Annotated in this window: 13 protein-coding genes and 2 pseudogenes; 5 read left to right on the top strand and 10 right to left on the bottom strand. The window is 63.7% G+C overall.

From position 1 onward, the window contains the following. Positions 1-15: 15 nt before the first annotated feature. The 5 genes from F6X42_RS06245 to gph all read left to right on the top strand — a co-directional run bounded on the left by F6X42_RS06245 (position 16) and on the right by gph (position 3,676). Entirely contained in the window at positions 16-780 is a 765-nt protein-coding gene (locus F6X42_RS06245; protein ID WP_246529979.1) for a TonB family protein, read from the top strand. Between the two features lie 45 nt (positions 781-825). Continuing rightward, positions 826-1,605 carry a MotA/TolQ/ExbB proton channel family protein gene (locus F6X42_RS06250; RefSeq protein ID WP_187633365.1) on the top strand — a complete coding sequence of 260 codons (780 nt, stop codon included), beginning with the start codon at positions 826-828 and terminating at the stop codon, positions 1,603-1,605. Next, positions 1,596-2,018, top strand: a complete 423-nt coding sequence (locus F6X42_RS06255; protein WP_187633366.1) for an ExbD/TolR family protein — start codon at positions 1,596-1,598, stop codon at positions 2,016-2,018. The genes F6X42_RS06250 and F6X42_RS06255 overlap by 10 nt, the downstream gene beginning before the upstream one ends. 147 nt (positions 2,019-2,165) lie before the next feature. Next, positions 2,166-2,987 (top strand): HAD family hydrolase, encoded by an 822-nt coding sequence (locus F6X42_RS06260; RefSeq protein ID WP_187633367.1) that lies wholly within the window; start codon positions 2,166-2,168, stop codon positions 2,985-2,987. Further along, complete coding sequence (gene gph, locus F6X42_RS06265; protein WP_187633368.1) at positions 2,984-3,676, top strand: phosphoglycolate phosphatase; 693 nt, start codon at positions 2,984-2,986, stop codon at positions 3,674-3,676. The genes F6X42_RS06260 and gph overlap by 4 nt, the downstream gene beginning before the upstream one ends. A 9-nt stretch (positions 3,677-3,685) precedes the next feature. Here the strand turns inward: gph and F6X42_RS06270 are convergent, their stop codons facing one another. From F6X42_RS06270 to F6X42_RS06315, 10 genes and pseudogenes are all read right to left on the bottom strand, one after another. Continuing rightward, on the bottom strand, positions 3,686-4,360 hold the full coding sequence (locus F6X42_RS06270; protein ID WP_187633369.1) for an ankyrin repeat domain-containing protein: 675 nt from the start codon (positions 4,358-4,360) through the stop codon (positions 3,686-3,688). Positions 4,361-4,376: 16 nt separating this feature from the next. Continuing rightward, positions 4,377-4,997, bottom strand: coding sequence for a c-type cytochrome (locus F6X42_RS06275; protein ID WP_187633370.1), 621 nt, complete (start codon positions 4,995-4,997; stop codon positions 4,377-4,379). Next, positions 4,994-6,727: a pyrroloquinoline quinone-dependent dehydrogenase gene (locus tag F6X42_RS06280; protein ID WP_187633371.1), complete on the bottom strand. Its 1,734-nt coding sequence runs from the start codon at positions 6,725-6,727 to the stop codon at positions 4,994-4,996. The genes F6X42_RS06275 and F6X42_RS06280 overlap by 4 nt, the downstream gene beginning before the upstream one ends. Before the next feature lie 302 nt (positions 6,728-7,029). Further along, on the bottom strand, positions 7,030-7,902 hold the full coding sequence (locus F6X42_RS06285) for a glyoxalase/bleomycin resistance/dioxygenase family protein (RefSeq protein WP_187633372.1): 873 nt from the start codon (positions 7,900-7,902) through the stop codon (positions 7,030-7,032). After that, complete coding sequence (locus F6X42_RS45555; protein WP_312892504.1) at positions 7,863-8,333, bottom strand: hypothetical protein; 471 nt, start codon at positions 8,331-8,333, stop codon at positions 7,863-7,865. Before F6X42_RS45555 ends, F6X42_RS06285 begins: the two co-directional genes overlap by 40 nt. Positions 8,334-8,456: 123 nt before the next feature. Beyond that, on the bottom strand, positions 8,457-8,747 hold the full coding sequence (locus F6X42_RS06295; protein WP_187633373.1) for a contact-dependent growth inhibition system immunity protein: 291 nt from the start codon (positions 8,745-8,747) through the stop codon (positions 8,457-8,459). A gap of 78 nt (positions 8,748-8,825) precedes the next feature. Beyond that, positions 8,826-8,978 (bottom strand): annotated as a pseudogene (locus F6X42_RS06300) (RNase A-like domain-containing protein); the annotation flags it as partial. Between the two features lie 123 nt (positions 8,979-9,101). Beyond that, positions 9,102-10,260 (bottom strand): annotated as a pseudogene (gene gad / locus F6X42_RS06305) (glutamate decarboxylase); the annotation flags it as partial. Between the two features lie 210 nt (positions 10,261-10,470). Further along, positions 10,471-10,866, bottom strand: coding sequence for an RT0821/Lpp0805 family surface protein (locus tag F6X42_RS06310; protein WP_187633374.1), 396 nt, complete (start codon positions 10,864-10,866; stop codon positions 10,471-10,473). Positions 10,867-10,891: 25 nt separating this feature from the next. Further along, entirely contained in the window at positions 10,892-12,643 is a 1,752-nt protein-coding gene (locus F6X42_RS06315) for a SulP family inorganic anion transporter (RefSeq protein ID WP_187633375.1), read from the bottom strand. Between the last annotated feature and the right edge of the window lie 71 nt (positions 12,644-12,714).

Below are 12,714 nucleotides of genomic sequence, written 5' to 3' on the forward strand. Positions count from 1 at the left end.
AGCGCGGAGGTGGCGATGATGTTGCAAGTTGCCATGGTGAACCCAGCAAGTCCTACGCATCGCGCGGCCGGTTACCGTGGCGTGGCCATCGTGCTGGGCGCCGTGATCGTCGCGCATCTGGTGCTGCTCGCCATCGCGTTGAGCGCGCGCAACAGCATCGTCGAGCGTCAGGTCGAGCCGCGCACGATCACCGCGTTGCTGCTAAGCCCCGAGCCCCCTGCTCCCGTCGTTTCGCCTGCGGCGCCGCCCACGCCCGCCGCTGTCGTTCCGCCGGCGACCACGCCGCCCGTCACGCGCCCCGCCGCGCGCGTCAAACCGGCGCCACAGCCGCGCACGCAGGTGCCGCGCAGTGTGGAAACGCCGCTGCCCAAGCCGTCCGCGTCGCGCGACAGCAGCGCGCAGCCAGCCCCGCAAGCCGCCGTGCCCGAGACGGCAGCGGCCGCCGCGCCGTCGGCGGCAGCGGCGCCCGCCGTCCATCCGGCGATGCCCGCGTCGAGCGAGCCGCGCAACGTGTCGCATGTCGACTGCTCGATTCCGAAGCCCGACTATCCCGACGTCTCGAAGCGGCGCGGCGAGCATGGCACCGCCATCGTGCGTTTCGTCGTCGGGTTGAGCGGGCATATCGAAACGGCGCAGCTGCAAACCAGCAGCGGCTCCGCGCGGCTCGACGACGCAGCGCTCGCCGCCGTGCATGCGGGCGCCTGTCAGCCGTACACCGAAAACGGCACGCCGGTGCGCGCCGCGTACTCGCAATCGTTCGTGTTCGGACTGACCGAGTGAGCGAACCGCGAATCGGACCAGGGACACCCAACGAAGGAACTCGCCATGCAACACTATGGACTCGCAAACGTCTGGGATTCAGGTGATATCGTCACGCGCGGCATCCTGAGCGTGCTCGTGATCATGTCGGTGCTGTCGTGGACGGTGATCATCGTGAAGCTGTGGCAACTCATCCGCCTCAGGCGCGTGACCCGCCACAGCGACGCGCGTTTCTGGAGCGCGGACCGCTTCGACGACGGACTGCGCAGCCTCGGCCACCCGGAATCGACCGCGCGCGACAACCCGCTGCTCGCGCTCGCGCTGGCGGGCCATGAAGCCGCGACGCACCATCGGCAGACGCAGCAGCATCTGCACGACCGGATCGACGTGTCCGACTGGATCACCCGGCGTCTGCAGGACACGATGGACGAGACGATCGCGCGCCTGCAAAGCGGCCTCGCGATCCTCGCGTCGATCGGCAGCACCGCGCCTTTCGTCGGGCTGTTCGGCACCGTATGGGGCATCTACCACGCGCTGATCGTGATCGGCGAGACCGGTCAGACGTCGATCGATCATGTCGCCGGTCCGGTCGGCGAGTCGCTGATCATGACGGCGTTCGGGCTCTTCGTCGCGATTCCCGCCGTGCTCGGCTACAACGGCCTGACGCGCGCGAACCGCTCGATCGTCGCGCGCCTGAAGCGTTTCGCGCACGGCTTGCATGCGTACTTCGTGACCGGCTCGCAATTGCCGTCGAGCGCCGGGCCGCAGATGCGCGTGGTGCCGCGCGGCACCAACGCGACGAACGCGACCAGCGCAAGCCGTGACGGAGACCTCGAATGGCAATGAGCCCTTTCTCCGACGACGACGATCAAGGTCTGATGAACGAGATCAACATGACGCCGCTCGTCGACGTGATGCTGGTGCTGCTGATCATTTTTCTCGTTACGATCCCGGCGCTGCAACACGCCGTCCGGGTTGATCTGCCGAACGCGAGCAGCCAGCCGGAAGCGGTCAAGCCCGCGCACGTGGACGTCGCGGTGCAGGCGGACGGCACCGTCATGTGGGATGGTCAGCCCGTGAGCGACGACGGCTTGCGCGCGCGCATCGCGCAGGCCGCGCTCGCGACGCCGCAGCCGGAGCTGCATTTGCGCGCCGATCGCAAGGTGCCGTATGAGCGGGTGGCGATCGTGATGTCGGCGGCGCAGCGCGGCGGGCTGACGAAGATGGGCTTCGTGACCGATCCGCGGTTGGGCAAATGACGCCGCGCGGTGCGCGAGTTCAGATGCGCGCGGGTACCTAAAGTCCGCCTTATCGTCGGCGAAAGAATCTCTGAATTTGAATCGGCGAGCGGCTCGGCTATCGTGGTGCGTGTCTGAACGGCACACCGCCCTCGGGAGGACCGCACGATGCAAGCCCTTATCTTCGACGTCGACGGTACGCTCGCCGACACCGAGACCGCTCATCTGCACGCATTCAACGCCGCGTTTGCGGAAGCGGGCCTCGACTGGTTCTGGGACGAGGCGCTCTATGCGGGTCTCCTGAAAGTGGCGGGCGGCAAGGAGCGTCTGCTCCATTACTGGCGCACGGTCGACTGCGAGGAAGCCGGTGGCGCGCGGGTGCGAGAGGCGGTCGACGCGCTGCACGCGCTGAAGACGCGCCACTACACCGAGCGGATGCGCGAGCGCGGCGTGCCGCTGCGACCCGGCATCGCGCGTCTGATCGACGAAGCGAACGAGGCCGGCTTGCGCGTGGCGATCGCGACGACCACGACGCCCGCCAACCTCGACGCGCTGCTGCATGCGCATTTCGGTGCGAGCTGGCGCCATCGCTTCGCGGCTATCGGCGACGCCGGCACCACGCCGGCGAAAAAGCCCGCTCCCGACGTCTATCGCCACGTGCTCGAACAGTTGGGCTTGCAGCCCGCTGCCTGCCTCGCCTTCGAAGACTCGCGCAACGGCCTGCTGGCGGCGCGCGCCGCGCGCGTGCCGGTCGTCGTCACGCCGAGCGCGTTTACCGCGCATGAGGACTTCGATGGCGCGCTGGCCGTGCTGCCTCATCTCGGCGATCCGCATGCACCGATTGTTTCGATGGTGTGCGGCGAATGGCCTCGCTGGGTGGATCTGGCGACACTGCGCCGCTGGCATCACGACGCCGCGCGCCGTCCCGATCCGGCCGCGCGCGGCGCACTGAACGGGGCCCAAGCGCGCGCGACCGGCAGCGCGCGATGACGATCAACCACGATTGCCGCGCCGTCCTGATCGATCTGGACGGCACGATGGTCGATACCGCGCCGGACATCGTCGCGGCCGCCGGTCTGATGCTGAGGGACTTCGGCGCCGCGCCGCTGCCGTATGACATGGTGACCGGCTTCATCTGTAACGGCGTGCGCCAACTCGTGCGACGCTCGCTGCACGCCGCGAGCCTCGGCGAGCACGTCGAGCTGGAGCACGCGCAGGCCGTGTTCGAGCGGCACTACGCGATGACCAACGCCGAGCTGGGTCGGGTCTTTCCTGGCGTGATGGCCGGCTTGCGCGGATTGCGGCGGCGCGGCTACCGCTGCGCGTGCGTGACCAACAAGCCACAGGCGCTGGCGGCAGCGCTACTCGATAAAACGGGGCTTGCCGCTTATCTCGACGTGCTGGTCGCGGGCGATACCGTGGCGAGCATGAAGCCGTCGCCCGAGCCGCTATGGCACGCGTGCCGGCTGCTCGACGTCGAGCCCGAACGTTGCGCGCTGGTCGGCGATTCATCGGTCGATGTCGCGGCGGCACGCGCGGCCGGTTTGCCGGTCTTTATCGTCAGCTATGGCTATGGCAGCGCGAGCGGCGCGGACATGCCGCGCTGCGACGCACTGATCGATTCGTTCGAAGCACTGCCGGCGATTCTGGCGCAAGCGCGGCCGGCATGGCGCGCGTGATTCGAGCCCCTAACCCGCCGACAACAACCCCGCGACCCGCTCCGACTTCGTCTGCACCGCGATATCTTTCGCCGTCATCCCCCGGTTGTCCTTCAACGACCGGCTCGCGCCGCGCGCCAGCAACAATTGGGCGGTTTCCGCGCGATCGTATCCCGCCGCCCACATCAGCGCGGTCAGATCGTTCTTGTAGGTCCGGTTCACGTCGATGCCGGCATCGAGCAGCTCACTCACGACCCTGGTGTGCCCCTGACCCGCCGCGTATTCCATCGCGGTCTTGCCGACGCGATCCGTCGCGAGCGGATCGGCGCCATGCGCGAGCAGCAGCGCGACGATCTCGTCGAAGCCGCCGTAGGCGGCGTCCATCAGCGGCGTATCGCCCGGCGCGTTCGCATGCTGCACGTTCGCGCCGCGCTCGATCAGCGTGCGCGCCATCGCGGTATCACCTTTCTTGCACGCGGTGACGAGCGCGGTGTCGCCGATCCGGTTCATCGCATCGACCGACGCGCCGCGCTGCAACGCCGCGACGACCGACTGCTGATCGTCGTCCCTGGCGGCCGACAGCAGTTGGCGGTTGATTTCCCCCTGGTCCTGCGCGAGCGCCGGCACATAACCGCCGAACGCGCCGCCGAACGCGGCGGCGAGCACGACGGCGGCCGCAAGCGGCCGGGTGAACAGCACTGTCATGATGTCGTCCCCCGTGCTACTGAAGATTGTTGATATAGGCGGCCAGATGCTGGATGTCGTCGTCGCTCAGATTGCGCGTGACGCTGGTCATGTTGCCCGCATCGTTGGTGCGCGTGCGCGAGCGAAAGTCCTGCAATTGCTTGACGATGTACTGATACTGCTGGCCCGCTACGCGCGGAATCTCGTTCTGCCCGGAAAAGCCGCCTAGGTGGCACACCGTGCACAGCACCTCGGCGGCCTTCTTGCGGCCCGCTTCGATGCTCGCGCCATCCGCGTTGAACGGCACCGGCACGAGCTTTTGCGCGGCGAAGTAGTCGGCGAGGTCCTGCATATCCTCGCTCGACAGGTTCGCCGCCATCGGCGACATGCGCGGATCGCTGCGCCGCCCCTGCTTGAAGTCCTTCAGCTGCAGATACAGGTAGCGCGCGGTTTGCCCGGCCAGAATCGGATAGTCCGGACTGGTCGAATTGCCCATCGGCCCGTGACAGGCCACGCACACCTGCGCTTTCGCCTTGCCCGCCTCGGCGTCGGCGCGCGCGCCCGACGGCAGCGACGCGGCGATCAACCCGCCGCACAGCAGCGCCACCCGCGCAGCGCGCGCTACACCCGGCGCTCCCCGCGGCGCCGGCCGCCTCATGGCACCGCGAACACGATGACGCTATTGCCGCGCTTGTAGTCGAGCTGCGTATTGCCGCCCGCCGCCACCGCGATGTACTGCTTGCCGTTGACCGTGTACGACACGGCTGGCGCGTTGACGCCCGCGCCGCACTGGAACTCCCACAGCTTCTTGCCGCTGGCGGCATCGAACGCGCGGAACAGGCCGTTGCCCTCGCCGTTGAACACGAGACCGCCCGCTGTCGCGAGCACGCCGCCGATCAGCGGCTGCTCGGTCTTGTAGTCCCATGCGATCTTGCCGGTGTCGACGTTGACGGCCGACAGCTTGCCCCATTGCTGCTCGCTCGGAATCACCTTGAATGCGCCGCCGAGCCACAGCTTGCTACCGCCGGGATAGGCGGCATCCTCGACCTGATACGTCATCGGCTGATGCAGGTTGGCCGCGTAGACGAGGCGCGTGTGCGGATCGAATGCGATCGGCGACCACTCGACGCCGCCGTTCGCGCCCGGCAGCATGCGCGCGCCGGCCGCGGTCGGCAAGGTCCACATGTTCTCCTGCGGAATCATCGCCTGCGAGAAGCGGATCAGACGGCCAGTCGCGCGATCATGCACGTACACGTGACCGGTCTTGCCCGCATGCACGATGCCGGGAATCATCTTGCCGTCGTTGTCGCGCACGTCGATCAGGATCGGCGGGCTCGCCGCGTCGAGGTCCCACACGTCGTGCGGCACGTACTGGTAGTGCCATTTGTACTTGCCGGTGTCGAGATCGATCGCGATGAGCGAATCCGTATAGAGGTTGTCTCCCGGCCGGATCGCACCATACAGGTCCGGCGACGGATTGCCGGCCACGAAGTACACCGTATGCGTCTGCCGGTCGATCGCCGGCGTCATCCAGACGCCGCCGCCGAGCGTCTTGTAGAAGTCGCCGCCCTTGTCGGCCAGCTGCTTCTTCTCCGCGTCGATATCGCGCTTCTCATCGCGGCCGGTCGCGTCTTTGGTGGCCCACACGCCTTCCTGGCCGGTTTCCGGAATCGTGTAGAAGGTCCACAGCAACTGGCCGGAATTCGCGTCGTAAGCCTTCACGAAGCCGCGAATGCCGTACTCGCCGCCGTTCGTGCCGATCAGCACCTTGCCGTCGACGACCGTCGGCGCCATCGTTTCCGAGTAGCCCTCGTCGGGATTGGCGATCTGGCTTTGCCACAGCACGTTGCCGGTTTTGGCGTCGAGCGCGACGAGCTTGGAGTCGAGCGTGCCCATATAGAGCCGGTCACCCGAAATCGCGACGCCACGATTGTTCGGCCCGCAACAGAACGTCGTGACCGGACCCATCTTGTGCTTGTAATGCCAGAACTCTTTGCCCGTCGTCGCATCGATCGCGTATACGTGATTGAACGACGTGGTCAGGAACATCACGCCGTCCTTCACGATCGGCGCCGTTTCCATCGACTCGCTGACGGCCGTCTGGAAGATGAACGCCGGCCTGAGCTTCGCGACGTTCGTCCGGTTGATCTGCGAGCCGGGGTAATAGCGCGTCTGCGCGTACGAGCCGTTCGAATGCAGCCAGACCGCCGTCATGCTGCCGGCGCGATCGAGCTGATCCTGGGTCACGGGCTGAAGCGTCGATGGCACCGGCGCGGCGGTGGTGGTCGAGCTGTTCTGTACTTCGTCCGCGGCATGGGCCGCAGGCAAGCCGAACGCGATGGCGAGCAGTGGCAGGCCGACAATTCCTTGAATGCGGTTGAATGACATGAGCGTCTCCTAGCTTTTTATTGTTCCTATTAATTGCAGCGCAGGAGTGCGACATGGAACCACGCGGACGACAGCGTGAAAGAGCACGATGGCGCAACCCCCCGCAGACAACAAATGCGTACGACGTCGAATCGTTGTTAGCTTTGTCAGGATGGGTCGGCTTCGCAGAGTGGGGAGAAGTGATGCACGGGTCCGCGGAAAACCGGCTCGATTAAGGGTAGGCCATGTGGTGTGGATTTTCTAGATTAAATCGTTAAGGAATGGGAATCGATCAGCGTGCACCAGCAGTGCGCCGGGCGACATCAGAAACGGCCGCCGCGCGAATCGGCACCCTTCAGATAGTTCTGGTTGGTCTGTTCCGGATTCCGGTTCACCAGCGCTCGCGCGTAGAGCGGATGATGCAGGCTCCGCACTTCGTGCTCGAGCCTGAAGCAACGCTCTCCGGACGACAGATCGACGAGGTCGGCAAATCGGTATTGGTGTGGCACTTCTCCATATACGAGGCCTTTTGCGTTGAGGCGCTTGAACGGCTCCGAAAAAGCAGCGGTGTAAATGGCGATGTGGTGTCCGTCGTATTCAGGAATGGGCTCGGTCGTTTCCGCATACAGCAGCAGCTGATGCGTGCCGATGTCGATCACCGCGCGGTGCAATCGATGCTTCTCTTCGATGTCGACGGTCGCATCGAACATATCGCGGTAGAAGCGCGCGATCGGCAACGCGCTGCCGACCGGTACATCGATCTTCACGAACGCGATGCCAAGATCGATTTCCGACCAGCGGTCCGACGCGGATCGGCTGGAGGGATTGAGACACTCGTAACGGTTGCCCCACGGACAGGTCACTTCGATGCTGCCGGCGCGCTCCGTCCATCCGAACGCAGTGCCGGCGAGCAGTGGCTCGACCGAGCGCAGACGCATCGCGAGCGCTTCGAGTTCGCCCACCACAAGACCGACACTGCCGCGCAGACGTTGCGCCGCCCCGTGCGGCAGGTGAATCTGCGACCGGCCGATGTTGATCCACATATTGTCGATACCGGTCATCACGAACGGATCGCGCGTGAGCCCGAGTCCGGTGACGTAGAAGGCGGTCGCAAGCACCTGGTTGGGAATCTTCAGGTTCACGTGCTCGAGCAGGATCAGATTGCCGGTATCGTCGTTAGCGTAAGAGTGTTCCATGTGTTTGCCTTGTGCATGAGCCGCGAAGCGCTGGACAAATTATGCATCAACATGGCAGGCATTTCGCGGACGGCGCGCAGTGCGCGCACTACAAGGCTTGACCATTCCATGTGCTCATCTCGCCTTCGATAGTATCGCCACAGCCTCATGATCGCCACATATGCCAAAGCAGCAACGATCAGATTCATAGTTACCGTCGCCACGAAAAATAAATCATCGGCATCGCGGATACGAAGCCGGTTGGCGACGTGTAGCCAGACAAGTTCCCGGGTTTCCGGCATCGGTATGGGATACGTGTGAACGTAGGGCAGGAAAAGACGGAACAGGCGCTTATCGCGCCGTCGCTCACGACTCACTAATGCGCCGGCCCGCGTTGGCCGATAGCAGCTGTGCATTTCCTTGCCCTGCTGCGCCAGCTCGAATACGAGCAACGCTCGGACAAGCTAATTGAGCTTGCTCTTGCATCGCACGTTGTGTTCCAGCTTTTCCGCGAACATCGCCGCGCGTGCATGCGCCGGGTGGCATCGAACCACCCTCGCGCGGCGACCAGTGGATTACTCGCTCAGAAGGCGCTTCAGCTCGTCAAGGAATGAGGCTGTAGTGTGGCCCCACAGATTAGGATCAAACCCTGAACCGTAATCTCTTTCGAACGCAGAATCCAGGTCGGACGGATGTTCATTTATGAACGAATTTATTTCATCAATTATTTCTTTTCGATATTCCAGTGGGATATCATTTTTATAGCATGAGACAATTTCAGGGATTGTGTTTCCCCACAAATCAAAATCCTCATTGAAATACGCGCCGAAAAGCTCGTACATTCTAGGGTAGCGCTCTGATAACATTGGTTATCCTTAGCCGACGTGGGCGGTTAATATGTAGTACGGCATATTGTTATATTCCTGAAACTTCAGAATTACGGTTACTTCCAGCACCCCGCCGACAACCTGCAGACCGCCCCATAGCCGGTTGGAAAGCATCTCGGTGGGGCTGATCGACTGGCGGGAGAGTACCGCGGCCAGTTGCGGCGCACTGAGCACGACGCGCACGCCGTCCGAATTCTGTTGATACGACATTCCGAACTCCTCTGTAGCTGTTGGGGCTGCCAAGCTAGCAGGCGACCACAGGGGTATGGAATGGGCGATGGATGATTTTAGGGTTTCGCTACGATCAGCGAAATGTCAACATTTGTCCGCGTGGGAATGCACATCGTGACGCGTGTGGAGCTTCGAGAGCACCCAGCCTTCTTCGCGCACCTTGTTCGAAACGTCGAACTCGTTGAAATTTTTGATCTTGCTGTCGAGCGTCACGGCCACGACCGGAATCCGGCTGCGTTCCGTTCATCATCGTGAAGTATCCGCTTTCGACGAGAACGCCCCGCAACGCGATCGCGTTATCGAGCGTGTGCTGCATGATCCTTCGATAGCCTTCGAACCCGTGCCTGAGGAACATGTAGTACTGCACGGCCACCTGCAACGCGTTACGGCTGAAGTTCAACGTCGCAGTCGGCATTTCGCCGCCCAGATAGTTCACGTAGAAAACCAACTCTTCACTGAACACTTTGCGTTCGCGAAACACGACCCAGCCGAGGCCCGGCGGCACGAGCCCGTATTTATGCCCCGATGCGTTGATGGACTGCACGCGCGGCAGCCGGAAATCCCATTTGTAGTCGGGATAAAGGAACGGATTGACGAATCATTCCGATGCGCCGTCGATATGCATCGGAGTCGAAATCCCGGTGCGTTTCTCGTAGTCGTCGAGCCAGTCGTGAATGCCCTGGATATCGTCGTCCTCGCCGGTGAAGGTTTGCCCCGCGATGGCCACGACGGCAATCGTGTTTTCATCCACGTACTTGTCCAGATGTTCGGCCGTCAACCGGTAGTTGCCTGGCGTCAACGGCACGATGCGCGGCTCGACGTCGAAATCGCGAAGGAATTTCTTCCATACGATCTGCACGTTGCCGTCCGTCACCATGTTCGGTTTGCTGCCGTCCTTGCCTTGCGCTTCCCGGTTCTTGCGCCAGTTCCATTTGTGCGCGAGACCGGCCAGCATGCAGGCCTCCGACGAACCCACCGTCGCGGTGCCATACGGCTCGACGCCTTTCGGTCCTTTCCATAAGTGATGCAGCCATTGGACCATCAGCGATTCCATCGCGAACGCCTGCGGGTACATGTCATGGTCGATATAGTTCTTGAAGATGTTGCGCTTCGCGGTCTCCGCCGCTTCGGGTTCGGCCCACGTCGTGACGAACGACGACATGTTCAGCATCGGATTGGCGTCGGTCCATTCCGAGCTGATCGATTTGACGTTCGGCGACACCGTGATGCGCATCTGTCCGATTGCAATGGCCACTAGCAGCGTCGCCGTGACTGCGGCGAGAGCGGTTCGCCCGTTGACACCGACGTGAGAGCGGGTGTGTCGTAAATGGATAGCGGCCGCCCGGTTTTCTCCAGAGGTCAGCCGAGCTCCGGAATCGGTCTTTTCCGGTGAATACAATGGTTCTTCCGGCGAGGCAAAACAATACGACCTTGGTCTGACGAAATTGATGCACTGCTTACGCGCGCGTCCTTATTTCCTGAGAACTTTCCACAGCCCATTGCCGGTTTTGCAGGCGACCGGCGTCCAGCTCTGGGTCTGCCCTTTCGCGACCGCGACGAGCGTCACGGTCCGGCAGGTTCGGTCGCCGTCCTGCGTCGTATCCCGCGGCGTCACCGTGCCCGTGATCGAAACGGGATTGCCGGTCCCCGCATTGCTCCACTCGATCGATTCGCCATCCTTTTTTGTGTCGAGTGCCTTTTGCGCCACATTGTTGAGCGCTTTACGGTCAGCGTCGCGCATGTACGTAATGGGCGTGTCCTTCAGAAAGTTCAGGTTCGATGCATGACACAAAACGGGGCCGGCCAGCAGCGCCGCCGCGAGCCACCGCGTGAGCGCGCGGGAGCCGGAACGAAATTGGCATGACATGGGTATCTCCTCGATTTCATCTGCGTCATCTGCGCTTCGCGTCGTCCGCGAGATCGCCGTTTTGCTGGAACGCGTCGACGGCGTCCGCCACCGAAGCGCGCCGGCCGATGTGGCCGACACGAACTTCGAGTCCCTCGGCGCGCAGCATGTCGCGCACCTCCGCGTGGGCGCCGACGACCTTCATCGCGGTGCCCGCGGCCTGAAGCGCGACGTGCAACGCTTCGAGCATGCGCGCGCCCGCCAGATCGACGACCGGCGACGCGGACAGATCGCAGATCACGAGCCGGACAGGCTCGGGCGCGGCGTGGATCAATCGCCAGATCGTCTCGCGCACGTGCTCGACGTTGAAGTACAGCAACGACGCTTCGACGCGCACCGCCAGCACATGTGCAATCGTTTCGTTTTCGGTATGACGTTCGAGATCCGAGAAATAGCGCGTGCCGGGAATACGCCCCAGCATCGCGACATGCGGATGCGCGGCGCGGCGGATGATCAGCAGCATCGACACGAGCACCGCGACGATCACGCCCTTCAGGATGCCCAACAACAACACCGCCGCGAACGCCACCATCGAAATCGCGAATTCGAAGCGGCTCACACGCCACATATGACGCAATTCACCGACATCGACGAGGCCCTTCACGGCCACGAGCACGATCGCCGCCAACACGACGTTGGGCAGATTCGCGAGCAGCCCGGTGAGGAACATCAGGCAGAATCCGATCGCGAGCGACGCGAATACCAGCGCAAGCGCACTTTTCGCGCCGGCCTTGTCATTCACTGACGATTGCGAAAGGCCGCCCGCGACCGGATAGGCCTGGAACAATCCCGCGGCCAGATTGGCCGCTCCGAGACCCAGCAATTCCTGGCGGGCGTCGATCTCGTCACCATGCGCCTGCGCAAGCGCGCGCGCGGCCGAAACGCTCTCGACATAGGCCAGCAGCAGACACGCGAACGCGAGCGGGACGATGCCGTCGACATCGCGCAACCGCAGCCCTGGCAGACGGAATTCAGGCAAGCCCCGCGGCAGCGCGCCCACCAGCGTGAATCCGCGGTCGGCCAGCGGCGTGACCGACAACACGACGATCGAGGCAGCGACGACGACGAGCGCCACCGGACGCCCCGGCAAAAATTTTTCGCCGAGCAGCAGCAACGCGATGCAAACGAGGCCGAACCCGAGCACGCTGACGTTGGTGAGCGGAAGCTGCCCCCACAGCACGGCGATCCGTTCGAAGAAAAACTCGCCGCCGCCTTTTACGCCGAACAGTTTCGGCAGTTGGGTCATCGCGATCGTCAGCGCGGCGCCCGCCTTGAAGCCGAGCAGGATTGTCTCGCTGATGAAGCTGACGAGCGAGCTCAACCGCAGCAGCCAGCCGATCACACACATGCAGGCGATCAACACGGCCGTGAGCGCCGAAATCGAAGCCCAGCGCGCCGGGTCGCCGCCGGCCATCGTCGCGACCGTCACGCCGACCAGCATCGAAATCGCCGAGGTCGGGCCGATCGCGAGCTGGCGCGACGAGCCGAACAGCGCGTAACAGACGCCGCCGGCCAGATAGCCGTAGATGCCGTATTGAGCCGGCAAGCCCGCGAGCGACGCATACGCGAGCGATACCGGAATGCCATAGGCCGCGAGCGTCACGCCGGCGACCGCGTCCTTCACGAGCCATCGAGGCCGATAGCTTCGCAGCCACTGCGCGGGAGGAAACGCGGCACGCCACCCACGCACGGGCGGCGCGGCCGTCGAGCGGCCGGTGACGCTGGAAGGGTTGTTCAACGTAGCGCCTCGAGTATGGAAGCTGACTTGACGGAAGCACCGGCGCGTTCTGCGGCCATGGCTTCAGCGCA

It is taken from the genome of Paraburkholderia podalyriae (assembly GCF_014397785.1).
Classification (GTDB): domain Bacteria; phylum Pseudomonadota; class Gammaproteobacteria; order Burkholderiales; family Burkholderiaceae; genus Paraburkholderia; species Paraburkholderia podalyriae.

Excerpts from the sequence above, each read along its gene's own strand:
- F6X42_RS06270 (WP_187633369.1), bottom strand. The coding sequence starts at position 4,360 with ATGACAGTGCTGTTCACCCGGCCGCTTGCGGCCGCCGTCGTGCTCGCC.
- F6X42_RS06285 (WP_187633372.1), bottom strand. The coding sequence starts at position 7,902 with ATGGAACACTCTTACGCTAACGACGATACCGGCAATCTGATCCTGCTC.
- F6X42_RS06250 (WP_187633365.1), top strand. The coding sequence starts at position 826 with ATGCAACACTATGGACTCGCAAACGTCTGGGATTCAGGTGATATCGTC.
- F6X42_RS06275 (WP_187633370.1), bottom strand. The coding sequence starts at position 4,997 with ATGAGGCGGCCGGCGCCGCGGGGAGCGCCGGGTGTAGCGCGCGCTGCG.
- F6X42_RS06280 (WP_187633371.1), bottom strand. The coding sequence starts at position 6,727 with ATGTCATTCAACCGCATTCAAGGAATTGTCGGCCTGCCACTGCTCGCC.
- gph (WP_187633368.1), top strand. The coding sequence starts at position 2,984 with ATGACGATCAACCACGATTGCCGCGCCGTCCTGATCGATCTGGACGGC.
- F6X42_RS06245 (WP_246529979.1), top strand. The coding sequence starts at position 16 with ATGATGTTGCAAGTTGCCATGGTGAACCCAGCAAGTCCTACGCATCGC.
- F6X42_RS06260 (WP_187633367.1), top strand. The coding sequence starts at position 2,166 with ATGCAAGCCCTTATCTTCGACGTCGACGGTACGCTCGCCGACACCGAG.
- F6X42_RS06295 (WP_187633373.1), bottom strand. The coding sequence starts at position 8,747 with ATGTTATCAGAGCGCTACCCTAGAATGTACGAGCTTTTCGGCGCGTAT.
- F6X42_RS06255 (WP_187633366.1), top strand. The coding sequence starts at position 1,596 with ATGGCAATGAGCCCTTTCTCCGACGACGACGATCAAGGTCTGATGAAC.
- F6X42_RS06310 (WP_187633374.1), bottom strand. The coding sequence starts at position 10,866 with ATGTCATGCCAATTTCGTTCCGGCTCCCGCGCGCTCACGCGGTGGCTC.